This is a genomic window from Alicyclobacillus mali NBRC 102425, from assembly GCF_001570745.1.
Taxonomy (GTDB): domain Bacteria; phylum Bacillota; class Bacilli; order Alicyclobacillales; family Alicyclobacillaceae; genus Alicyclobacillus; species Alicyclobacillus mali.
This window is the reverse complement of the sequence record NZ_BCSG01000003.1, coordinates 1-22264: the sequence shown is the minus strand read 5'-3', so window position 1 is coordinate 22264 and position 22264 is coordinate 1. Positions and strand designations below refer to the sequence as shown.

26 protein-coding genes and 1 other RNA gene are annotated in these 22264 nt (G+C 65.4%); 14 read left to right on the top strand and 13 right to left on the bottom strand.

Features of this window, described 5'->3' with window-relative positions; genetic code table 11:
- Positions 1 to 56 precede the first annotated feature (56 nt).
- The 5 genes from AMA01_RS01470 to AMA01_RS01450 all read right to left on the bottom strand — a co-directional run bounded on the left by AMA01_RS01470 (position 57) and on the right by AMA01_RS01450 (position 4179).
- On the bottom strand, positions 57 to 593 hold the full coding sequence (locus AMA01_RS01470; protein ID WP_067846249.1) for an acyl-CoA thioesterase: 537 nt from the start codon (positions 591 to 593) through the stop codon (positions 57 to 59).
- A 133-nt stretch (positions 594 to 726) separates the two neighbouring features.
- Positions 727 to 1554: a metal ABC transporter permease gene (locus AMA01_RS01465; RefSeq protein ID WP_067846246.1), complete on the bottom strand. Its 828-nt coding sequence runs from the start codon at positions 1552 to 1554 to the stop codon at positions 727 to 729.
- Positions 1551 to 2426 (bottom strand): metal ABC transporter permease, encoded by an 876-nt coding sequence (locus tag AMA01_RS01460; RefSeq protein ID WP_067846243.1) that lies wholly within the window; start codon positions 2424 to 2426, stop codon positions 1551 to 1553. Before AMA01_RS01460 ends, AMA01_RS01465 begins: the two co-directional genes overlap by 4 nt.
- On the bottom strand, positions 2423 to 3244 hold the full coding sequence (locus AMA01_RS01455) for a metal ABC transporter ATP-binding protein (RefSeq protein WP_067846240.1): 822 nt from the start codon (positions 3242 to 3244) through the stop codon (positions 2423 to 2425). Before AMA01_RS01455 ends, AMA01_RS01460 begins: the two co-directional genes overlap by 4 nt.
- On the bottom strand, positions 3241 to 4179 hold the full coding sequence (locus AMA01_RS01450) for a metal ABC transporter solute-binding protein, Zn/Mn family (RefSeq protein WP_067846237.1): 939 nt from the start codon (positions 4177 to 4179) through the stop codon (positions 3241 to 3243). The genes AMA01_RS01455 and AMA01_RS01450 overlap by 4 nt, the downstream gene beginning before the upstream one ends.
- A 133-nt stretch (positions 4180 to 4312) precedes the next feature.
- On the opposite strand from AMA01_RS01450, the gene AMA01_RS01445 reads away from it, so the two are divergent.
- The gene (locus AMA01_RS01445; RefSeq protein ID WP_067846234.1) at positions 4313 to 4747 is read left to right on the top strand and encodes a Fur family transcriptional regulator; all 435 of its coding nucleotides are present in this window, start codon (positions 4313 to 4315) and stop codon (positions 4745 to 4747) included.
- Positions 4748 to 4813: 66 nt separating this feature from the next.
- On the opposite strand, the gene ssrS is transcribed toward AMA01_RS01445, so the two are convergent.
- From ssrS to AMA01_RS01425, 4 genes are all read right to left on the bottom strand, one after another.
- A non-coding RNA gene (ssrS, locus tag AMA01_RS01440) (6S RNA) lies at positions 4814 to 4991 on the bottom strand.
- A gap of 65 nt (positions 4992 to 5056) precedes the next feature.
- Positions 5057 to 6370 (bottom strand): glycosyltransferase family 39 protein, encoded by a 1314-nt coding sequence (locus tag AMA01_RS01435; RefSeq protein WP_067846231.1) that lies wholly within the window; start codon positions 6368 to 6370, stop codon positions 5057 to 5059.
- Positions 6371 to 6518: 148 nt separating this feature from the next.
- Entirely contained in the window at positions 6519 to 7739 is a 1221-nt protein-coding gene (locus tag AMA01_RS01430; protein ID WP_067846228.1) for an MFS transporter, read from the bottom strand.
- A 13-nt stretch (positions 7740 to 7752) separates the two neighbouring features.
- Positions 7753 to 8169 carry a hypothetical protein gene (locus AMA01_RS01425; protein WP_067846225.1) on the bottom strand — a complete coding sequence of 139 codons (417 nt, stop codon included), beginning with the start codon at positions 8167 to 8169 and terminating at the stop codon, positions 7753 to 7755.
- Positions 8170 to 8293: 124 nt separating this feature from the next.
- Here AMA01_RS01425 and AMA01_RS01420 point away from each other — a divergent pair, with 124 nt between their 5' ends.
- From AMA01_RS01420 to AMA01_RS01375, 10 genes are all read left to right on the top strand, one after another.
- Entirely contained in the window at positions 8294 to 9193 is a 900-nt protein-coding gene (locus tag AMA01_RS01420) for a Rossmann-like and DUF2520 domain-containing protein (RefSeq protein ID WP_067846222.1), read from the top strand.
- Positions 9194 to 10063: a 3-methyl-2-oxobutanoate hydroxymethyltransferase gene (gene panB, locus AMA01_RS01415; RefSeq protein ID WP_067846219.1), complete on the top strand. Its 870-nt coding sequence runs from the start codon at positions 9194 to 9196 to the stop codon at positions 10061 to 10063.
- Positions 10056 to 10922: a pantoate--beta-alanine ligase gene (gene panC / locus AMA01_RS01410; RefSeq protein ID WP_067846216.1), complete on the top strand. Its 867-nt coding sequence runs from the start codon at positions 10056 to 10058 to the stop codon at positions 10920 to 10922. The genes panB and panC overlap by 8 nt, the downstream gene beginning before the upstream one ends.
- A gap of 95 nt (positions 10923 to 11017) precedes the next feature.
- The gene (locus AMA01_RS01405; protein WP_067846213.1) at positions 11018 to 12538 is read left to right on the top strand and encodes an MDR family MFS transporter; all 1521 of its coding nucleotides are present in this window, start codon (positions 11018 to 11020) and stop codon (positions 12536 to 12538) included.
- A 57-nt stretch (positions 12539 to 12595) separates the two neighbouring features.
- Positions 12596 to 12790, top strand: coding sequence for a hypothetical protein (locus tag AMA01_RS01400; protein ID WP_067846211.1), 195 nt, complete (start codon positions 12596 to 12598; stop codon positions 12788 to 12790).
- A 195-nt stretch (positions 12791 to 12985) separates the two neighbouring features.
- Positions 12986 to 13198, top strand: a complete 213-nt coding sequence (locus AMA01_RS01395; RefSeq protein WP_067846208.1) for a hypothetical protein — start codon at positions 12986 to 12988, stop codon at positions 13196 to 13198.
- Between the two features lie 94 nt (positions 13199 to 13292).
- The gene (locus AMA01_RS01390; RefSeq protein ID WP_231862771.1) at positions 13293 to 13763 is read left to right on the top strand and encodes an FMN-binding protein; all 471 of its coding nucleotides are present in this window, start codon (positions 13293 to 13295) and stop codon (positions 13761 to 13763) included.
- Positions 13760 to 14665, top strand: a complete 906-nt coding sequence (locus AMA01_RS01385) for an FAD:protein FMN transferase (protein ID WP_067846202.1) — start codon at positions 13760 to 13762, stop codon at positions 14663 to 14665. The genes AMA01_RS01390 and AMA01_RS01385 overlap by 4 nt, the downstream gene beginning before the upstream one ends.
- Entirely contained in the window at positions 14652 to 15494 is an 843-nt protein-coding gene (locus AMA01_RS01380; RefSeq protein WP_067846199.1) for an RnfABCDGE type electron transport complex subunit D, read from the top strand. Before AMA01_RS01385 ends, AMA01_RS01380 begins: the two co-directional genes overlap by 14 nt.
- Entirely contained in the window at positions 15491 to 16132 is a 642-nt protein-coding gene (locus AMA01_RS01375; RefSeq protein ID WP_231862770.1) for an SGNH/GDSL hydrolase family protein, read from the top strand. The genes AMA01_RS01380 and AMA01_RS01375 overlap by 4 nt, the downstream gene beginning before the upstream one ends.
- A gap of 28 nt (positions 16133 to 16160) precedes the next feature.
- On the opposite strand, the gene AMA01_RS01370 is transcribed toward AMA01_RS01375, so the two are convergent.
- Positions 16161 to 16661 (bottom strand): hypothetical protein, encoded by a 501-nt coding sequence (locus AMA01_RS01370; RefSeq protein WP_067846854.1) that lies wholly within the window; start codon positions 16659 to 16661, stop codon positions 16161 to 16163.
- Positions 16662 to 16844: 183 nt separating this feature from the next.
- Between AMA01_RS01370 and AMA01_RS01365 the strand changes: the two genes are divergently transcribed.
- Both AMA01_RS01365 and AMA01_RS01360 read left to right on the top strand, forming a co-directional pair.
- The gene (locus AMA01_RS01365) at positions 16845 to 17471 is read left to right on the top strand and encodes a TlpA family protein disulfide reductase (RefSeq protein ID WP_231862769.1); all 627 of its coding nucleotides are present in this window, start codon (positions 16845 to 16847) and stop codon (positions 17469 to 17471) included.
- A 36-nt stretch (positions 17472 to 17507) separates the two neighbouring features.
- Entirely contained in the window at positions 17508 to 18218 is a 711-nt protein-coding gene (locus AMA01_RS01360) for a cytochrome c biogenesis CcdA family protein (RefSeq protein ID WP_067846196.1), read from the top strand.
- A gap of 52 nt (positions 18219 to 18270) precedes the next feature.
- Here the strand turns inward: AMA01_RS01360 and AMA01_RS01355 are convergent, their stop codons facing one another.
- On the bottom strand, positions 18271 to 19248 hold the full coding sequence (locus AMA01_RS01355; RefSeq protein WP_067846193.1) for an aldo/keto reductase: 978 nt from the start codon (positions 19246 to 19248) through the stop codon (positions 18271 to 18273).
- Positions 19249 to 19586: 338 nt separating this feature from the next.
- Here AMA01_RS01355 and AMA01_RS01350 point away from each other — a divergent pair, with 338 nt between their 5' ends.
- Complete coding sequence (locus AMA01_RS01350) at positions 19587 to 20606, top strand: LacI family DNA-binding transcriptional regulator (protein WP_067846190.1); 1020 nt, start codon at positions 19587 to 19589, stop codon at positions 20604 to 20606.
- A gap of 4 nt (positions 20607 to 20610) precedes the next feature.
- Here AMA01_RS01350 and AMA01_RS01345 read toward each other — a convergent pair whose 3' ends face one another.
- Both AMA01_RS01345 and AMA01_RS01340 read right to left on the bottom strand, forming a co-directional pair.
- Entirely contained in the window at positions 20611 to 21279 is a 669-nt protein-coding gene (locus AMA01_RS01345) for a ferric reductase-like transmembrane domain-containing protein (RefSeq protein WP_067846187.1), read from the bottom strand.
- On the bottom strand, positions 21270 to 22178 hold the full coding sequence (locus tag AMA01_RS01340) for an FAD:protein FMN transferase (protein ID WP_067846184.1): 909 nt from the start codon (positions 22176 to 22178) through the stop codon (positions 21270 to 21272). The genes AMA01_RS01345 and AMA01_RS01340 overlap by 10 nt, the downstream gene beginning before the upstream one ends.
- Positions 22179 to 22264 lie beyond the last annotated feature (86 nt).

Genomic DNA, 22264 nt, shown 5'->3' with positions numbered 1-22264 from the left:
CGCGGGCACCTCAAGAGCTCCACACAAAAAAAGCCGCCCCACGCGGGCGGCTTCCCTCAAATCATTTCCCACAGGCGATCCGGCTTCAGATGCGCGGCCAACAGCCGACTCTGCTCCCGGTGTTGCCGTCGAGCCTCGGCGCGCGCCGGTGCGCTCTCGTGCAGCGCCTTCTCTTCCTGCGTCTCCGGGATGACGGGCGGCACCGGAATCGGCTTTCCGTCCGAGTCCAGCGCGACGAACGTCAGAAACGCCGTCGCCGCGATTTTGCGCTCACCCGTCCGCAGGTGCTCAATCACGACCTTGACGAACACTTCCATCGACGTGCGGCCCGTCGACGTCACGTACGAGGTGAGGCAGACCGAGTGTCCTTCGGTGATGGGCAACAGGAAATCGACGCTGTCGGTCGAGGCTGTGACGGTCTCCGCGCGGGCGTGCCGCTCCGCGGAGATGGAGGCCACGTCGTCGATGTAGGCCATGAGTTTGCCGCCGAACATCGTGTGGTGATCGTTGAGATCCCCCGGGAAGACGCGCAGGATTTTCGTGGCGCGCGACTCCTTGCACGTCTTCGGGCGAAGCCGCTCTTGTTCGTCCATCCTCTTCACCCCTCGTCGAGAACGAACCATGATGACGAAACCCATCCTAGCAGACGGATCGCTCGGGTGGCAAATCGTGTAAGCGCTCTCGGGCCGAAGGGGACGCGAATGTCGAAAAACGGCCATCACCACGTCATGCGGCGGGGGCAGCCGTTTTGCGGGCGAAGGCGCGCGAGCTCCCGCGGGACGCCGCATACGCGAGCGCGGACAGGCAGGAGACGAAGAACCCGACGGGCCAACCGAGCGAAAACGACAGGAACAGCGATAGCCATGTGATGAGAAGCGAGAGCGCGACGCTCAGGGCAATGGCCTGCCAGGGCCGTCTGGCGAGATGGCGCGCCGCGAGCGCCGGGCCGACGAGCAGGCTGAACGAGAGAAGCGCGCCCACCACGGGCATCATGGCGCTCGTCGCGAGGCCGAGGCTCACGAGCAGAGCCCAGTCCGCCATGCGGTTGGACGCGCCGCGGACCGCGGCGGCTTCCCGTGCCAGGGTGGTGAAGAGAAGCCTGCGGTGAAACGCCGCCACAAGCGCGATGCCAACGGCCGACACGCAGGCCGTCTCGATGACGCCGGACGAACTCACGCCCAGCACCTGGCCGAACAACAGCGACATCGCATCCTCGGCATACAGGTTGCCCAGGCTGAGAAACAGGGCGCCTGTGCCGAGGCCCAAGGCGAGGACGAGGGCCGTCGCCACATCGCGCCGGTCCCGTTCCGCCAGCGCCCCGATGCCGAGCGCGGCGACGGCCGAGTAGAGGCTGACGCCCACGAGCGAGTTCACGCCCAGGAGCAGGGCGCCGCTTGCGCCGGCAAATCCGATTTTCGGGAGCGCGTGCGCCGCGAACGCCGTGCCTCGAACGACCACGTAGAAGCCGATCCAACCCGCTGCCACGGCGACGAAGCTCGCCGCGAGCAGCGCGTGCCGGGCGAACGGAAAGGCAAGGACCAAAAACGGGTTCATCGCAGCTCGACCTCCGCTCTGCGCCGAAATGTGGCTCGGTCTGCGCCTGCCGCCGCGGCGTATGCCAAGAACGCCAGCGCCGCAACAAAGAAGCTCACCGGCCAACTGGTGTGCTGCGGCAGCCAAGTGTAGCTGTCGTACGACAAAAGCACACTAGCAGCCACAATCAACGCGCCGAGCAAGCCGCCCGTGAGACCCGCGCGAAGCGGGTTGGCCGTGAAACGAGCGGCTGTCGCGGCTGGCCCGACGATGAGCGCCGTGGCGAGGAGCGATCCGGCCACGAGGGCGTCCGTCTCGACGGCCACCGCCAGCACCACCATGAACGCGACGGATATCGCCCGAACCGGAACGCCGCGCACGCGCGCGAGGTCCGGGTTGACGGACGCGAGGGCGAGCGGGCGCCAGATGAGGAGCATCGCCACCAGGCAGGCAGCGGCCGCCAACGAGATCCACGGCACGAGGGCGGGATCGAGCGTGAACAACGAGCCGAACAGCACCGCCATCGACGCGTTGGCGTGCGCGAGCTGTGCGTCGAGGTACAGGAACAGGGCGCCGAAGCCGAGCGCGAGGGAGAGCACGACGCCGGTGGCGAGATCGCGCTCGCCGCGCGTTCGGCCGCCGGTAAGTTCCATGCCGACGGACGCCACGACGCCAAACGACAGAAAGCCAAGCCAGCCGTTCATGCCGACGAGGTAGGCGCCGGCGCCGCCGGTAGTGCCAACGTCGGTCAACACGTGGCCCGCGAACGACTGCCCGCGCAAGATGACGAACGCACCCACCAGGCCGGAGAGAAATGCGATTTCGGTGCCAGCGACGAGCGCGTGCTCGACAGGCGCACTCGCGAGCGCCTCGCCCAGCCAACCGAGCGTCATGGCAGCATCACGCTCGCCTCTGGGCTCGCCGCCGACACGGCGTGCCCGTGTCCGTCGATGGCCCCGGCAGCCACGATGATCCGGCCTCCTGCGCGCAGCACCTCCACCGGGTAGCCGTAGAGCCCCGACAGCACCTCCGGGCGCAGCACGTCGTCCAAGGCGCCTTTTGCCATCCGGCCATTGGCCAGATAGAGAATTTCGTCGGCGCGGCCAATGAGCGGATTCACGTCGTGCGCCACGAGCAACACCGCCATCTGGCCCTCGTGCGCGAGCCGCTTTACGAGATCCACCACCTGGTGCGTGGAGGCGAGATCGAGGTTGTTGAGCGGCTCGTCGAGCAGCAGGACGCGCGGCTTCGAGACGATGGCCTGCGCAATCAGCAGCCGCTGGCGCTCGCCGCCCGACAGCCGTCCGATGCGCCTGTCCGCCAGGTGGAGCGCGTTCACCTCCGCGAGCGCCGCTTCAATTGCGTCGCGCCGCCGCCTGGAGGGGAGCGGAAAGCCGAGGCGATGCCCATCCAGACCCAGGCCGACGAGATCGCGCCCGGTGAGCGGCACGTCCTCGTCCAAATGCACCGCCTGCGGCACGTAGCCAATGGCCTCGTTGCGCCGCCGGACGGGCTTGCCGTCGATCTCGACAACACCTCCGGCGGGGCGGATGAGCCCGGCCAGCGTTTTGAGCAGCGTCGACTTGCCGGCGCCGTTTGGTCCCAGCACGCCGACGAACTGTCTGGCCCGAATCTCGCCCGTCAGATGCGCAAACACGGTGCGGGAGCCGTACGATACGGTGAGGTCGCAAAACGAGATGGCAGGTGTCACGAGATCGCCTCCAGGGACGTGCCGTGCGCGAGCGCGTTGTAGATGGCGTTGGTCTCCTCAAGCATCCACTGCTGATACGTCAGTCCCGTGGGCTCCGTCTCGTACACGGCGACCGTCGGAATGTGTTCTCGCTGGGCGAGCGTGAGGAACATCTTGGTGACGTTTGTCACCACCTGCTTGTTGTAGCAGAACACGCTCACCTCGTGGTGCGTGAACAGCTGCGTCTGCAGCGCCACGTCCTGCGGCGACGGATCCGTGCCGTTCATGATGGCTTCCTGAAATGCCCAGGGCGTCTTGATCTGGAGACCTGCCTCCTGAAGCAGATAGTCCGACACAGGTTCCGTGACCGCCGCACCGCGGCCGCGATAGGCCGCCTTCAGGCGGGCCACCGCCTCATCCCACGGTTTGAGCGACTGGACGAACGCATGCGCGCGCGCCTGAAAGTAGGCCGCCTGACTGGGATCCAGTTTGCCCAGATCCGATGCGACCATCTTCGCCAACCGGGGCATGGTATTCAATTGATACCAGATATGAGGATTGGCGGTGTTCGGCTGATAGCCAAGTGCCTGCCCCGCGTCGATCACGTACCGCTTGGGGTTCGGCGAAGCCTGCTCGAGCTTGTTCATGAACTCGTCGTAACCGAGCCCGTTCTGCACAACCAGGTTTGCCTCAGCCACCGCGATGGCGTCTTTCGGATTGGCCTCGTATTCGTGCGGGTCCACCGCGGGGTTGGACATGATGGCTGTGACGGACACATACGGTCCACCAATCTGGCGGATGAGGTCCGCGTATTCGCTCTCTGCTCCGACTGCGCGGATTTTCGGCTGGGATGCCGACGCTCCGCCGTTCGATGCGGGTTTCGCGATGCCGCAACCCGTCGCGATGAGCGCGGCGGCCAATGCGGTGATGGTCGTACTTCTCCATGGGCGCTTCATGTTCTCTCTCCACCCTCTCAAATCAGAACGATTCCGATTTGGGTTGCCGAGAGGAGTATATCAGGTTGTGGGCGGTTTGTAAATCGGATTGATTTCGATTTATGATAGAGGCGGAAGAAGGGAGTTGTATTCGGTGCACGAGACCACAGCCTCCATCCTCCAGGCGCTGAAAGAGGCGGGCTACAAATTCACCGGCAAGCGGCGTGCGGTGGTGGATCTGTTCGTCGAGAACCGGGATCGGTATTTTTCGGCGAAAGAGGTGTACGATCACGTCAGTCAAATCTACCCGTCCGTGAGCTTTGACACTATCTACCGGACGCTCGGGATCCTCGTGGAACAGAACGTGATCGAGCCGATGGAGTTCGCGGACGACAGGGCTCGTTACCGCCTGCAGTGCGCGCGCGGGCATCACCATCACCTCGTGTGCCTGCGCTGCGGAGCGTCCATCCCCATCGAAGAGTGCCCCATCGACCGAATTCGGCAACAGGTGCCGAACTTTCATATCGAAGACCACAGGCTCGAGATTTACGGCTACTGCGATCGCTGCGCGGGCGGGGCGGACAACTGAAGCTGCCGCCAAGCGCATGAAAAAGCCGCCCGCCGAGCGATATGCGCGTCGACAAGCGGCTTGGTATGTAACCCCGTTCTGCCGTGGGACAATCGGTTTTGCATCCCCATCTCCAAGGTGGGTATCCTACCGCCGGTTTCAACCGTCCACAACGCCGAGGCATGGCATCCGCAGACGGACACGGATTCCCGTAGGTACTGCGTGGATGAAAACCAAAACTGCCCCACGAACATCACAGGAGCTTGTTGCTGTAGTATAGCACGCTCTGCGGCGAATGCCAAGCATTTGCGGTGTGCCAACATCATCCTTCTATCCCCGGCCGAAGCGGCGCGCCCATGGCGCTTGCCGGATGAACCTCATGACCTGAACAGCGCCGTACCCAGCAAAAAGCGCCAACAACGGCTCGATGGGCGCACGCATGCGGTCCCATGCGGGAAAGACGAAAAAGAGCGCCACATAATACGCGAGAAGAAGAAGCGGCCAGAAAGCCCGCGCGTCGCGCGTGCGGCGTGCCTTCCACACTGCGGTGGCCGTTCCGGCGCAGGCCAGCGTGAGCATGAAGAGATATGTGCCGAGATCGACCGCGTACGCGCTGCGCGCGAACCAGTTGGGAACGGGTGGCGAGCTCTGGCCGATGGACCAGTGCAGCGCATTCGAGACGCCGGCAAACAGGTGCCACCACTTCACAAAGCCCATCTCCACCGTGCGGAGTGGGTGGGTGAAGATGTAGATGCGCGCGGCTTGCGCGGCGGCGTGATCTTCCACCACCTCATTCGAAACATAGGACAAAAACGGGTTTTGATGTGGATTGAGCGGCCAAAAATAGGCGCCGTTTGCGTGTGGATTGTTGCCTTGCCACAGGTTCACGCCGCCGTTTGTGGACACGAGCACGAAGGCGTGGAGATCGAGCGCGTTCCGCACTGTGATGGGCGCGACCGCGAGCGCGATGCCGGCCAGCATCACCGCCGCAAACCTTGCCGCCCGTCGCCATCCCGCGCGCGCAATCAAGAGGTACGCGAACCACGGGGCGGGCGCGAGCATGAGAACGGGGCGAACGGTGCAGGCGAGCCCGACGATGCATCCAAGGGCAAAGACACGGCCGAGCCGCAATTCATGGGCTCGCCGCACAGCGCCCACGAGCCCAGCCAGCGTCAGGAGAAACGTGAACAGCATTTCGCTGCACAGCACGCTGGACCAGGCCATTTGGGATATGTATGCCGCGAAAAGGAGGCCCGCGATGAGTCCAGCTGAGCGCTTCCACAGACGGGCTCCGAGGATGGTCACGAGTCCCGCGGTCAGGCTGTTCAGCATGGCGTTGGCGATGGTGCCGCTCCAAAAGCCGCTTCCAAACAGTTGATAGATTCCGGCGAGGAAGAGGGGGTATCCAATCGGGAAGTAGGCGGTGGGTCTGCCGTCATAGGTGTAGCCTTGGCCAGCGGCCAGGGCGAGTGCGTGATCGCGATACCAGGCGAAATCCGACGTGGGAACGGGGTGCACCATGGTGAGCCACAGGAGGCGAAGCAGAAACGCGACGGCCGTGACCGAGGCGGCATCCACGGCGAGAATGGCTGCCGAGGGCGAGCTGATGGCCGCGGCGCGCGCGTGCGAATGCTCCAACGTCATGAGCCGGCTCCTTTCAAGAGGTCCGTCGGGGACCTTATCCATCCTTCCCGATTGTACACCCGGACGCCATGGGCGAAGATGGAATGCGGCCGCCTGTGGCAGCGCCGCAGGTGCGCGGCAGAGGACGGACATCTGCGCGCAGGAGCGTCTAGGTATGGGCTGGTTGGCGCTCTGAGCTCGCCGGCTCGTGGTTTCGGGCGCTTCGCCAGAGAAGCGCGCCGGAGGTGAGGGCTGCCGCAAGGGCAAAGGCGCCGAGTGTCATGTAAGGCGCTCCTGGGCCGAATCTCTGTAGCCAGGATGCGAGCGGTGGGCCCAGCGTGGGCCCCAGGAAGCGAGCGCTCGTGTAGAGCGACGACAGGCTGCCACGCACGTCGCGCGAGAGCGCGGTGGCGAGGCGCGCGTCGATGGCCGTGACGGCCGTGCCGATGCCGAACGCGCCGAGGCTCACCGCCGTGATTTGGTAGGTCATGTGCTGGAACGTGCCCGCGGCGCCGAACGACGCGGCGGTCCAACCAAGGCCGAGCCAGATGGCGGCGCGAACCGGCGCCTTCCATCGATCCGCAAACAAGCCCATGACGAGGCTTGCCAGGCAAAGCATGGCCTGTGGAATGGAAAGCAGCAGGCCGTTCTGCCATTCCGGCACGTGGGCGCTATCCGCGAGCGCTTCCGAGAGGTTGACCAGTCCGCCGAACAGGCACAACATGCAGACCGCGCCGCTCAGGTAGGTGGCGCCGAGAAGAGATGCGTGCTCGCGAAACGCGCGGCGCCACCCCGTGGGGCGCTTTGCGCGTGGGGCCGGATGGCGCTCGCCCGGGATCATCCACGCGATGGCGGCCGCGAGCGTTCCACAGAGCGCGAACACTGCCCAGAACGGCGCGAAGAACGCCCAGGTTGCGAGCAGCGCGCCGAGAAGCGGACTCACGAGCTTGCCGACGGTGTTGCCGACTTCCGTGAACCCGGCCGCACGCCCGCGGCCGCGCGGATCGGCGAGATCGCCCGCAAGGGGAAGCGCCAGCGGCATCGAGAAGGCCGCGCCGACGCCCTGTACCACGCGGCCCGCGAGCACCCACGCGTAGCTGTGGGCGGCCGAGGCGCCGACGGCCGCGATGCCACCGCCGACGGCGGCCAGCGCGAGCGCCGCCATGGCCAGTCGCCTGCGGCTCACCCGGTCTGAGACGAATCCTGCCACCGGCATGAGAACGACCGCAATGACGGAATACGCCGTGATGAGCAGGCTCGCCGCGGTCCGCGAGACGCCGAAAGCCGACTGCATCACGGGGACCACGGGCACCATCATCGAATTGCCGAGCGTCAGGACAAACGGGATGAGGCTGGCGGCCAAGATCCCAAGCCATGCGCGGTGCCGCATGTGCTCGCCTCCTTCAGTTGGGGGTGGGGTCCGAGTCCTGCGTGGGCGCCGCAGCCTTGTCACCAGATCTCCTCACGAGCGCCTGTCGTACCAGTGCCACGGACATGGCGATCACGCCGACGAGATCGAAGTACGCGCCCGCGCTGTCGGCGAGCGAGCCCGGGGCAGCCAGGTGGGTGAGGCTCCGCCAGAACGCGGGGCTCAGGATGAGGTCCATGGCGAGCAGGACAAACACGCCGTACCCAAGGGCGGACAAGCCTGCCCACAGGCAGACGGTCCCGCAGACCACGGCGATGGGCTCAAGCCGGAGCACGCCCGTCCGCGGCATGACTGCGCACGCGAGGCCGAGCGCAAACGCGGCTGCCCCGAGCAGCTTGGCGTGGCGAGGGAAATGGTCTTCACGGCGGATCCAGTGCCAGAACGCCTGCATGGCCTTTTGCCTCCCTGCGCATGGTAGCTCTCTCCACAAGGTTGGCTCAATTCCACATTTTCATGCCGGACTGGTACAATCACTTCGAAACGCGATGTTCCAACAGGGAAGGGAAGGCGGTGCGATGTCCGGCGCCGAACACGAGGCTCGCCCTGATCGGATGGTGTTTGTCGGGCCCGGCCGGACGGCGGTCGCCCTTGCGCTGTCGTCGATGCGCGCGGGTTATGAGGTCATGGGTGCCGTCGCCCGCCGTCCAGACAGCGACAAGGCGCGGGCCTTTGCTCAGATGACGGGGACGCGGGTCTACGCGATGCATCGCGCGCAGGAGGTCATGGCGCGAGCAGACATCGCCTGGATGACCGTGCCTGACGGGGCCATCGCCTCGGTGTGCCGTCAGTTCGCAGAGGCGGGGGCCTGGCGGCGCGGGCAGGTGGTGTTTCACACCTCGGGCGCACTCGCGAGCGACGTCCTGGAGCAGGCGGCCGTTCGTGGCGTGAAGACGGCGAGCGTGCACCCGCTGCAGACGTTTGCGGGCGATGAGGACGACGCCGAGCGGCTGAGGGGCGTGGCCGTGGCCGTGGAAGGGCAGCCCGAGGCCGTGCGCCTGGCCTTTTCCCTCGCAGAGGCGTGGGGAGCCCGCCCGTTTGCCATCGCGGCGGCGGACAAGCCAGCGTATCACGCCGCGGCGGTGCTTGCGTCCAACGCCGTGATCGCCCTCATGGCCACCGCGTCGCGTCTCGCGCCCCTGCCCGAGGGGGCGAAGAGCCTGTTGCCGCTCGCGCGGAGGACGCTTGAAAATCTGGCGTCGCTCGGGATCCCGGCCGCGCTCACCGGGCCCATCGAGCGCGGCGACGTGGCCACCGTGGCCGAGCACCTTCGCGCCCTCGAGCGCGATCCGGCCGCGCGCCGCGTGTATCTCGCCCTCGCGGCGGCCACCGTGCCCATCGCGGTGGCGAAGGGGACGCTCGATCCGGAGGCGGCGGGCCGCCTGTCACAATGGTTTGCGGATACAGGGGGAATGTAGATGGCACGCACAGTGACCGTGCGCACGCTCGCCAACATGAAGCGGGCGGGCGAGAAGATCGCCATGCTGACAGCGTATGATTATCCGACCGCCAAACTCTTGTCTGAGGCGGGCGTTCACGTGCTCTTGGTCGGCGACTCGCTCGGGATGGTGGTGCAGGGGCAGCCGACCACCGTGCCGGTGACGCTGGATCACATGGTCTACCACGCAAGCCTCGTCTCGCGCGGTGCGGAAGGCGCCATGGTCGTGGCGGATCTGCCCTTTCTGACGTATCAGGTGTCGGCCGAGGAGGCCCTGCGCTCGGCTGGGCGGCTGATGCAGGAGGGCGGCGTGCACGGCGTCAAGCTCGAAGGCGGGCGCGAGGTGGCCAAGACAGTGCGCCGCCTCGTCGAAGCCGGCATTCCTGTCATGGGCCACATCGGCCTCACGCCGCAGTCCGTGCATGCCTTTGGTGGGTTTGCCGTGCAGGGCAAAACGGCCGATCGCGCCCTCGAGATGATGGAAGACGCCCTGGCGATCGAAGAGGCTGGCGCGTTCAGCATCGTGCTCGAAGCGGTTCCTGCGGAAGTGGCGGCCGAGATCACGCACCGGCTGTCCATTCCCACCATCGGCATCGGCGCGGGGCCGGACTGCGACGGGCAGGTGCTCGTCTTCCACGACTTCATCGGTTACACCTCGGGCTATATTCCGAAGCACAACAAGCGCTACGCGGACCTCGCGTCCGTCATCCGAGACGCCGCGCGCCAATACATCGAGGAGGTCGCGCAAGGCGTGTTCCCGGGCGAGGAACAGACCGTTCACCTGCAGGATGGGGAGCTGCGGCTCTTTCAATCCATGGTCGCGCGGCACGGGGGTGGCCCGCGTGAGTAATCGTCCTCGGCTTCTGCGCACCATCGCCGAGGTGCGTCAGTCGGTGCAAGCGGTGCGCCGCGAAGGCCGGCAGGTGGCGCTCGTGCCCACGATGGGCTACCTGCACGAAGGCCATCTCGCGCTCGTCGAGCGGGCGCGGCAGGAGGCGGACTTCGTCGTCGTCAGCATCTTCGTCAATCCGCTTCAATTCGGTCCGCGCGAGGACCTCGCGAGCTACCCGCGCGATCTCGACCGGGATCTCGGCCTGCTCCGCCAGCAGGGCGCCGCGGACGCCGTCTTCGCGCCGAGCGTCGACGAGATGTACCCGCAGCCCATTCGCACGGAGGTGTCGCTCCCGGCCCTGTCGGATCGCCTGTGCGGCCAATCGCGCCCGGGCCACTTCGCCGGCGTGGCCACGGTCGTCTCGAAGCTGTTTCACATCGTGCAGCCCGACATCGCCTGCTTCGGACAAAAGGACGGGCAGCAGCTCGCCATCATTCAGCGCATGGTCGCGGATCTCAACTTCCCCGTCCGCATCGTCGGGGTGCCCACGGTGCGCGAGCCGGACGGCCTCGCCAAGAGCTCTCGAAACGTCTACCTGACGCCCGAGGAGCGAGAACACGCCGTCGTCCTCTACCGCACGTTGAGCTGGGCGAAAGACGCCATTCTGGCTGGCGAGCGGCGTGCGGCCGTCATTCGCCAGGGCATGCGCGAGCGGATTGAGGCGGATCCAGTCGCCCGGCTCGACTACGCCGATCTCGTCTCTATACCGGATCTCGAGCCCATCGAGCGCATCGAGGGCGACATCATGCTCGCTGTCGCCGCATACTTCGGCAAGGCGCGGCTCATCGACAACTTCCAGTTCCACGTGGATCCGTAGGTCTTCTGCGCGCGCCTCGTCCTCCCTTGCTCGGCGGATCCTCTTCGACTACAATGGGCGGCGGCTTTGATCGATTTGGGGAGGGGGGCGTGAGGATGCATCACACCAACAGGCGGATGGTCTCCGTGGCGATGATGCTCGCCGTGTTTTTGGTCGCCATCGACGTCACCGTCGTGAGCACGGCGATGCCGCACATCGTCCGCCAGTTGCACGGTTTGAACTTATACAGTTGGGTCTTCGCCATCTACACGCTGACTACGTGCGTGACGACGCCCATCTACGGCAAGCTGGCCGATCTGTTCGGCCGCAAGACCATCTTCTGCATCGGCGTCGTTTTGTTTGTCATCGGTTCCGCGCTCTCCGGCCTGTCGCAGAACATGACGGAGCTCGTCTGGTTCCGCGCCTTTCAGGGTCTCGGGGCCGGCGCCGCCATGCCCGTGACGTTCACCATCATCGGCGACATCTTTCAGGGCGAGGAGCGCGCCCGCATGCAGGGCTTGTTCAGCTCCGTCTGGGGCGTCGCGGGACTTCTCGGCCCCTTGGTCGGCGGCCTGTTTGTCGATCACGTCAGCTGGCGCTGGATCTTCTACATCAACGTGCCCGTCGGCGCGCTCTCGCTCGTCCTGGTGCTTCTCTTCCTGCACGAGCGGTTTGAGCGCCACCAGCACCGCGTGGATGTGTGGGGCGCCTTGGTCTTCACCGTCGGCGTCTCGTCGCTGCTCTATGCGCTCCTGAACGGCGGCAGCAAGTACGCGTGGACGAGCGCCGTCATCCTCGGGCTATTTGTGGCGAGCGCCGTCTTTCTCGCGGCCTTCGTGTGGATTGAGGCAAAGGTCGACGAACCCATGCTGCCGCTCAAGTTGCTCTCCAATCCCGTGATCGCCGTGTCGGACGTGTTGGCGTTTTTGGCCGCGTTCGTGCTCATCGGCGGCAACGTGTACCTGCCCATGTGGATTCAGACCATCCTCGGGCACAGCGCGACGAACTCGGGCCTCACGCTCATGCCGATGTCGCTCGCGTGGCCGCTCGCGTCGACCCTGTCCGGGCGGTACATGTACCGCATCGGCGCCAAGCGGACGACAGTCATCGGGACGCTCCTCGTGGCTGTGGCCGCCGCGTGGCTCCTCGCCATTAAGCTCGGCACGCCGTACTGGTTCTTCGTCGGCGTCATGATTGTCATGGGCCTCGGCATGGGATACCTGAACACGCCCACCACCGTCATGATTCAGTCCGTGGTGAGCTGGCAGATGCGCGGCGCCGCCACGGGATCGAACCAGTTCGCACGAGCGCTCGGCCAGACGCTCGGCGTGACGGTGTTTGGCAGCCTGTTCAACAGCATCACGGTGAGCTACGTGCGCACGAACGCGCCAGCGGGCGTGAATCGCGGAGATCTGACGCAGATCCTCAACAACCTGTCCGGCGGCGGACAGGCGGCCGGCATCCCGGCTGAGGTCAAGCGATTCGTCGACGGCATGCTCGCGCACACGCTGCACGACATCTTCCTCGCCATGTTCTGCGTGAGCCTCGCCATCGTCGTGATCGCGTGGTTTTTGCCTTCGCATGCCAAACTCATGGAGCAACAGGCGAAGGTTCAGGCGAATCGCGCGCATGCCTGATGCCAGTCGAGGCAAACTACGCTTGGCGATCACGTTCGATGGACGGGGGGATGGCGGATGGCAGAGCGCCACGAAAGACGCGCGCCAGAACGAGAAGCCCTGAGGCTCGACGAAGCGAGCGACGGGCTCAGCCTCACCAAAGCGCAGGTGCAGGACGCGTATCAGGCCGGGACGGCCGATGCCATCCTGTACACGCCGGATGGACACCTGAGGGATTTACGAGCGACCATCGTCCCGGATGAGATCGCGTGAATCGCTGAACGGGGCCGATCGCAAATCGCGATCGGCCCTTCGCGTGAGCACAGGCGGGCCCTTGCCGCGGCGCGTTCGCGGCCGGGGCCCCTTTTTGCGCCTGGCGGACCTTTTGTCCATACCGCGCAAGCCTCGCGTCGCACACGATACGGTGTCCGCGCGGACGCACCGCTCTGTGGAAGCGAGGTGAGATGCATGGAGAATGTCGTGGTTCTCACCATCGACAAGCGCACCAACCGCGTCGTGCGGGTGGTGAAGAGCGCGGGTGCGCCGGACATCCACCGGGGAGAGCTCGCCCGCGACGCTGTGTACACGCTCCTGACCCACGGTTATCAGGAGGTGTCCGCAGTGGACGGGCGGACGTACCTGGTGCTTGGCTACAACCGCGGCGCGTGCGCGGAGGAGTGAACAAAGGATGAATGTTGGAGCCAGCCCGGGCTGGCTCCATTCGTCTTTCAGAGAGAACGGCTATACTGCGGACAGAGGCTTCTCGAAGGAGGAGATGTCCGTGGGAAAGTTGGGCCGCGCGCCGCTCGTCGCCATCTGCACCGCGGCTCTCGCGGCGGTGTACGGCGCTGGCTACGTGGCCACGGAGCCCTACGCGCACCGCGCGTCGCCGGGTTCTCCACCAGCATCTCCCCAGCGACACGTGGGTGAAGGAAAACGGGGAACTGCGAGCGCGCGGTATCGAGATGGCGTCTACCGAGGGTCCGGCTCGGATCAAATCGGCACCATCGGCGTGGAGGTCACGATTGCCAGCGGGCGGATCGCCAAAGTCGTCATCACACGCTGCGATACGCATTATCCACAGAGCGACATCGATCCCGCCCTGCCCGACGAGGTGATCAAGGCGCAATCCGCCAACATCCGCTTTGTCTCAGGCGCCACGTTGTCGTCGTTCGCGTTCGCGCTCGCCGTGCAGCAGGCCCTTGACGAGGCCAAAAATCCGGACTCTGCGGGGGGAGGCGCATGACGTACGTCCGCCGCGCGTATGTGGCCATGGACACGCGGATCGACATGGCGGGGTGGCGAGAGGGCGCGAGCGAGCAGGAGCTGGTGCGGGCGCTCGACGACGCAGTGGGCGCCTTCTACGAGGTGGAGGCGGTGACGACGCGCTTTCGCCTGGACAGCGACGTCGCCCGCATCGCAGCAACACCCGGGATGTGGCTGCGCGTCTCGCCGCACGTCTGGTACCCGCTGCAGGTTGCCCTCTGGCTCGCCGAGTGGACGGACGGCCGCTTCGATCCGGCCTGCGGCCATCACCTGGCCGCGCTCGGCTTTGATCGGGATTATCAGACGGGCGAACGACTTTCTTCGCCCGAGTGCTCGCCGGATGCGACGTTTCGCGACGTGGAGCTCGACCTGGCGCGCACGGCCGTGCGAACGCGCCGCCCCCTGCTCCTCGATCTCGGCGCCGTGGCGAAGGGCTACGCGGTGGATCTCGCCCTGGCGCGCCTTCGCGGTGCTCAGCTGGACGGCGCCCTGGTCAACGCGGGCGGCGATCTCGCCGCGTTTGGCTCCGCGCCAGACGGCGGTCCGTGGGAGGTTGAGGTCCGCCACGAGATCCCGGGCTTTCTGCCGATGATGCTTCGTGTGGCCTCGGGCAGCGTGTGTTCGTCCGGGCTGTACGCGCGGCGGAGCCCCCGTGGGGCCTGTCACCTGTGGCATCCGCGCCCCGGACGAGCCCAGGCCCTGGCGGCGACCGTCGTCGCCCCGTACGCCATGATGGCGGACGGCCTCGCCACCGCCTGCATGTTGGTGGAACCAGACGAACTTGAGCCGTTGTGCGAGGCGGCGGGCGCGCAGGCAAAGGTGTGGTACGAGGGCGGGGATTCCGTCGAAACGAAGGGATGGGGGGACGTTGATCTTGCTTGACGCGGCAGGGAAGTGGTCTTGGCGGCGCCTGCGCGCGCTTTTGCGCAGGCCAAAGGTGATCTGCACCGCGGCACTGTGGGCGCTCGGTCTCATCGGCGCTGTGGGTGGCGGAGCGCCGCGCGGGCTGCTCCAAATGGCGATGGCCATGGCCGCCGCGGTCCTGTGTGATCTCCTGCTGCGCCGCCTTCGTCGCCAACGCCTCGCGGCTCCGGATGGGGCGATCATCACAGGCGCCATCGTGGGGATGGTGCTCGCTGCAGACAGCCCGCTGTGGCTCGCCCCGGCCATAGCTGCCGTCTCCATCTGCTCCAAACACGTGATTCGCCTTCGCCATCGTCACGTCTTCAACCCGGCCGCCGTCGGTCTCCTCCTCGCCGCGGCCGCAGGCGCGAGCGAGAGCTGGTGGGGCGATCTCGCCGGGCTCCATCCGGTCTACGTCGTACTGCTCGTCGCGCTCATCTACGTGGTGCTCTGGCGCGCCCGCAAGTTCGCGTCGTTCTTCGCGTATATGGCGGCATTTCTCGCCATCTGCTTCGCCGCCGGCGCGATGCAGAGTGCTCTTGGCGCCGACGCATTTCACAACCCTATTCTCAACTCGACGCTCTTCGCGGCGGGCCTCATGGCGAGCGATCCGCCGACATCTCCTTCCCGCCTGTTTGAGCAGGTGGCGTTCGGCGCTGCGGCGGCGAGCGTCTCGGCTGCGGTCTATCTCGCCGCGAGCGGGCTTTTGTACCCTTTCATAGGCTTGCTCGCTGCGAACGCGGCCTACGCCGCCGTCCGCGCGCGCCGCCGTGTGCTACAATCGGCGGGGAGGGAGGCGAGGACGTGATCGAACCAGGGAGCAAGCTCGTCATGGTGGGGGATTCCATCACCGACTGCGGCCGGGCGCATCCGGTGGGCGAGGCGCCGCGCGGCGGGCTCGGAAACGGCTACGTCGCCCTTGTGGACGCGCATCTGCAAGCGCTTCACCCCGACTGGCGCATCCGCGTGGTGAATGTGGGCACGAGCGGCAACACGGTGGCGGACGTGGCGCAGCGCTGGGAGGGCGAGGTGATGGCGCTTCAGCCGGACTACGTGAGCCTCATGATCGGCGTGAACGACGTGTGGCGCCAGTTTGACATGCCGCTCGTGGTTGAGCGTCACGTCGGGATCGACGAATACCGGGACACGCTGCGACGCCTCGTTGCGACGACGAAGCCGCGCGTGCGCGAGATGTTTCTCCTGAGCCCGTTTTACCTCGAGCCGAATCGCAGCGATCCGATGCGCAAGGCGGTCGATTTGTATATCGAGGCTATGCGCGACGTGGCTGCGAGCGAACGCGTCCCGTTTGTCGATGTGCAGGCAGAGTTCGATGACCTGCTCACGCATGTAAACACCTGGGCGTTGGCGCCGGATCGGGTACATCCCTACCTGAACGGCCACCTCGTCATCGCGCGCGCGTTTCTCACCGCCATCGGGGCGCTGTGAGGCCGTGTGCGGAACCGAGTGAACGGGGTCAATTCGTGGGCAGGCTTTTCGGCAGTTGGTTGCTCATGGGCACCAAGTGCACGTCGCCTGCGGCCAGCACGTTCGAGCCGGACGTGAGTTCCATCTGCCACCCGGATGCCGGAATATCTGTCACATGCTGAACAATGGTCATGTACGTCGCTTCGCCGCGCGCGTCGGCCTGGAAGGTCCCGAGCCATCGCGACGGGCCTTCCGCGCCTGGCGCCGCGACGAGCACCGCGTCGTATTTACGGTGCGGCGTCAGGTGCACGGCGTCCACCGACACCGTGAGCGTCTGATTCTCCCGGTTGACGACGAGCGTCGCCGACGCGTTGATGGCGCTCTTGGACCGAGGCTTGAGCGCCGCTTCCGCGATGATCACCGGCGAACTGGGGCGCGCCGTCGAGGGCGGGGGTGTGGCCGTCTTCGTGCCATGCTGCGTGCCGCAACCCGAGGTCCATGCGGCGATGAGGACCATCGCGGCCAACGCGCGAATGCGCTTCGGCTTCATGACATCCTCCTTCGGATATGCGCGGATGCGCTTCAACGGACGGTCTGATGTGATCATACCGAGCGGCCGGGCGTCGACCAAGCTGTCGCTTCGGCGCGCGATGGACGCTCCATTGGTATCGCTATGATACCATAGGTCGTAACGTAGCGTCGGATCACAGGTGTGGAAGGCAGGGAAACCAACGTGAGAAGTGGGCCATGGCGTTTTCTGGCGATCGTCGTAACCGTGTCGCTTGGACTCAGCGGGTGTGGGCTTCCATCCTCGAAATCCGCTTCGACACATGCCGGATCGCCAAATGCGGCGGTGACGGGGCGAGGCCAGGAGGGTGCCGTCCATCCCGGAAATGCGACCGCACCGACGAGTGCAGGGCAGATCCTCGTGCCAGGCGCTATGGCGCCTGATGTGCTCTTGACGGCGGAGCCGAGCGGCAAACGCGTGCCGATATCGGCCTATCTGGGGAAGAAACCGGTTGTCCTCAATGCTTGGGCGTCATGGTGTCCGCCGTGTCGGGAAGAGACGCCGCAACTCGTCTCGATGTACCGGGCGTACGGGACGAAAGTCCAGTTCCTCGGGGTCAATCTGACTTCGCTCGACAGCGTCCCGGCCGCGGAGACCTTTATCCGCCGCTACCACATCCCATACCCCGTGCTTTTCGACACACAGGGAGACTTCGACCGGGCCTACAGCGTGATTGCAGAACCCATGACGTACATCATCAATCAACAAGGACGCGTGGTGTCGATCCACGTGGGTGCACTCTCCGGGTCGGCGCTGCGGGCCGTGATGGAACAAGCCCTTGCGAGCCGCTGATCGCGGCGCAGAGCACCGAACAAACGAGGAGGCAACATGACACCGACCGTTTGGATCTCGTTCGCAGCCGGTCTGGTTTCCTTTTTCTCGCCCTGTGTGCTGCCGCTCTACCCGTCGTACTTGTCCTACTTGTCCGGGGTTTCGCTCCACTCGGTCGACGAGCGGCTCCTCACGTGGGACGCCCGCATGCGAGTGGTTGCTCACGCCTTGTTCTTCATGCTCGGTTTCTCTGCGATTTTCTTCGCGCTCGGCCTCTCCGCGAGCTCGTTGGGCCGGGTCTTCATTCAGTATCGGGGTGTCATTCGCGTGGCGGGAGGACTTCTGGTCACGGGCATGGGGCTTGTGCTCGCGGGGATTCTGAAGCCAGCATGGTTGATGCGGGAATGGAAGTTATTCGGACGGGCCAGGAAATTTGGCTACATCAGTTCCTTTTTTGTCGGATTGACGTTCGCGGCGGGTTGGACGCCTTGCATTGGTCCCATTCTGTCGTCAGTGCTCGTTCTCGCAGCCACGCACGCCGCGCTCGGCATTCCCCTCATGGTCGCGTATGTCGCCGGATTTTCGATCCCGTTTCTCGCCATTGCGGGTGGATTTGCCTCGCTCGGGCGGTTGCGCAGCCTGGCTCGGTACAGCGCATGGATCTCGCGGGTGAGTGGCTATTTGCTCGTTTTCCTAGGCGTTCTTCTCGTGGCACACGGCCTTGCGCCCACGGGGTGGGCGGCGCGAGTCATGGGGCAGTGGGGCTGAAATAGAGGGCAGGCAAGGGCGCGCGAGCCACGCCCCTGCGCCGCCTCGTTTGTCACCACGCGTACGCCTCCGGCGCCGGACCGCCCGGCCCCGGGAAAATCTCGTCCAGGCGATTCAGCACTTCGTCGTCGAGCTTGACCTCAAGCGCGCGCAAATTGGCTACCAGCTGATCCAGCGTGCGCGGCCCGATAATGGCCGCGGTCACGGCGGGATTGTGCAACAGCCACGCGAGGGCCACCACATCCTGTGGCTCTCCCATTTCGTCGCACAGCTTCTTGAACGCCTCCAGTTTCGGACGCAGCCGCTCGATCTCCTCTTTCGCGCGTGCCGACCGCTGCCCGGCCCCCGTCAGCGCGTTGCGCCCGAGCAGACCTCCGGCGAGCGGGCTCCACGGAATGACGCCGATCCCGTGCGCCTGGGCGCAAGGCAGCACTTCGAGTTCCGGCTCGCGGCAGAGCAGGTGGTATTTGTGTTGCTCGGAGACAAGGCCGAAGAAGTTGCGCGCCTTGGCCGCCGCCTGGGCCACCGCGAGGTGCCATCCCGCAAAGTTGGACGCGCCCACGTAGTCGATTTTCCCTTGGTGGCGAGCCACCTCAAAAGCCTCCCACAGTTCGTCCCAGGAGACCGAGAGATCCACGTGATGCATCTGGTACAGCTCGATGTGATCCGTCTGGAGACGCTTGAGCGATCCCTCCAGGTGCCGGCGGATCTTGTACGCGGACAGGCCGCGGCCGCTGTTTGGTCCGTCGAGAGGGTCTTCCATCGGGTTGTACACCTTGGTCGCCAGGACGACGCGCTCGCGGCGGCCGCCACCCTGCGCAAACCAGCGGCCGATGATCTCCTCCGTCCAGCCGCGGTGGCCGGGTCCGCCGTACACGTTGGCGGTGTCGAAGAAGTTGATGCCCGCGTCGAGCGCGGCGTCCATGATCCGGAACGCCTCTTTCTCCTCCGTCTCGGGTCCGAAGTTCATCGTGCCAAGACAGAGCCTGCTCACCTTGAGGCCGGATCGGCCGAGCGCCGTGTACTGCACTTGAGACCACACTCCTTTACGGTTGTCCTCACTCTATGATTCATATCACTTTGTGGCAACGCTTTCAAATCGTTTGGGATGTTCAAATTCTGCGCGAAATTGCGAGCGTCTCAGGCTGAAGCTAGGCAACGTGACGCATGGGCCAGTCGCATGGCGCGGCGTTCGAAAACGCTCATTTCGATCCGCCTTTCGTTCGGTTCGCCTCTCGCCCCTTGCGGCGCGCGGCGAGGCCACGTACAATAGGGGTGTGAGAAGAATTTGACGGATTTGTGGCCGTCGTCCCGAAAACGCTTTCGATCACGCCGCGGTCGCTTCGCCGCGGGAAAAGGTGTTGTCCTATGACCACCATCTACGATATCGCGCGCCGGGCTGGCGTGTCGGCCACCACCGTGTCCAAAGTCCTGAACGGCTATCCCGACGTGAGCCAAAAGACGCGCGAAAAAGTGCAGCGCATCACCCGCGAACTGGGGTATCAGCCCAACGCGGCTGCTCGCGGCCTCGTCACGCGGCGATCCATGTCCATCGGCGTGTTCTTCCAGGATGACGCCCGAATGGGATTTCGGCATCCGTTTCTCCATGACATCGTCGCCAGCTTTCAGGACGTCGTCGGCGAGAGCGGGTATGACCTTCTTTTCTTCTCGCGGACCACGCCTCCCAGTGCGCCCCAGGGATTTGAGGCGCGCGCCCGTCATCGCGGCGTGGACGGCCTGTTTTTGCTCGGCATCCCGCGCACGTCGGCGGGACTTCCTTCGCTCGTCCGCAGCCGCATTCCCATCGTCTCGGTCGATCTCGACCTGTTCGGCCCACGCGCGAGCTGGCTGTCTTCCGACAACGTCGGCGGGGCGAAGCTCGCCGTCGAGTACCTCGCCGCCATGGGGCATACCAAGATCGGCTTTGTCGGCGATCGCTACGGCACCAAACCGGGGCAGGATCGCGCGCTCGGCTATCACATGGCCATGCAGGAGTTGGGACTGACATTTCGCAGCGAGTGGGTCGCGGAAGGGGATTTCATGGAGGAGTCGGGTGAAGAGGCGATGCACCGGATCCTCGAGGCGCGAGAGTGGCCGACCGCCGTCTTTTTCGCCTCGGACATGATGGCCATTGGCGCGATGAAGGCGCTTCGACAAAAGGGCCTTGAGCCTGGGCGAGACATCTCCCTCGTCGGCTTTGACGACGTGGTGATTGCCAGGCTCGTGACCCCCGCCCTGACGACGATTCGGCAGAACACGCGCGCCATGGGCGAGGAGGCGGCGCGGGAGCTGTTGGACCTGATGCACAACCCGAATCGTCCTCCGCGCGTCATCACCATTCCCGTCGAGCTTGTCTCGCGAGACAGTGTGGCCCGCATCGGCGGCTGAGCTGTTAGGCCGCCGCCGGCTGCCGCGCTGCTTTCGATCTCGCCTTTCGCCAACGCGCGATAGACGCGGCGAGGATGATGGCGCTCGGCACGGCATATACGAGCTTCGCCCAGACGGTGTGGCTGTCGGATCCCGCCAACAGGCCGTGCAGCGTCACGGCCGCGAACATCGGAAAGGCCAGCATGTGGATGCGGCGCCACGCCGTGGCCTTGAGCCGCTCGCGAAACAGGGACGTGAGGACGAGCAGCACCCATGTGTAGAGGCTCAGAATGCCCAGCGCGACGGCCGCAGGACGGTAGCGATCGGCAAACGGGACGAAGAGAGACGAAACGGAAAACGGAACGGTTTTATCCTCGTACAGGCCCCACAGGTGGAAAAACACAAACGGGAGCACGAGCATTGCTGAAAATTGGTGCAGTTGCGTCACGAGCTTCCTGAGCTTCAGCTTGTCCCACATGCCGCTCGCGGTGGTGACGCCAAGGAACGCCGTGAGCGACAGGAGCAGGTAGGCCGTCATGCCGGCGGATCGCGCCATATACCAGTGGGTCAGGTTGGCGCTCGCTGGGGCCGGATTCGTCAGGGCCGTGAGCGCGTACGACGCGAACACGATCCCGAGGATCACGATCCACGTGTATAGGAACGGCCATCGCTGCGGCTTCGCCATCAATTGCATAGGATCACATCTCCCTTCGTGGTCGCGATGAGAAAGGAAGAACAGAGGCCCGCCTCGCGCGCCGCGTCAAGGTAACGGGTTCCTCCATCCGCCCCGAGGAGCAGCGCGACCTTGGCCAGCACTTCGGCTGTGGTGAGTTCGTCGGCGCATACCGACACGGACAGCGCATCGGTGTCGGCAGGCAGCCCGGTAAAGGGATCGAGTAAGTGGTGCAAGACGCGCCCGGACGGAGTCTGCCACCGGCGCTTGTACGTGCCGCTCGTCGCGACGCCGCCCCGCTGTACCACCAGCGTGCCAATCGGTTCCGAGGCGCCAAACGGATTCGCCACGCGGACGGGCCAGGGCTCAGTGTCGCTCACAACCTGGACGTCGCCGCCCGCTGACAGCGCGAAATTGCGGAGGCCCTGGGCGCGAAGTTCTTCCGTGCAGCGCGCGACGATGAAGCCCTTGGCAATTCCGCCGAGATCGACCTCGTAGCCGGGCTGCAGCCGCACGGCGGAACCGGGGCCTAACTCGATGGGCGGTCTCAACGGCGGCACGCGCGTGGAGGCGAGGATGGGCTCGACGGTTACATCAAGCTGATCAAAGCTCACGCTGTAGCCGATGCGGCGCATGTCCTCGCCGACGAACGGGTCAAAATAGCCGCGTGTCTGTTCAAACCAGTGCGCCGCGAGTTGCAGGACTTCGTAAAGTTCGGCAGGGACCTCGAGCCAACATCCCGCCTGCCGATTGAGGCGCGAGAGATGGCTTGCGGGATCAAAGCGAGAGAAGATGCGCTCGTAGCGCCGAATAGAAGCCTCAAGTTGGCAGGCGAGGCTGGCGAGATCGGGCCCGGTCAGCCAGTCTTCGACGAAGAACTCAACGTCGGTGCCCATGGCGCGAAACGCGGTGGATTGCATCGCATTCACCTCAGGACGCGGATGTCACGGGGCCGGGGAAACTGGGCATGGCGCTGCCGCCTCCGCTGGACGAACCGCTGCTGGAC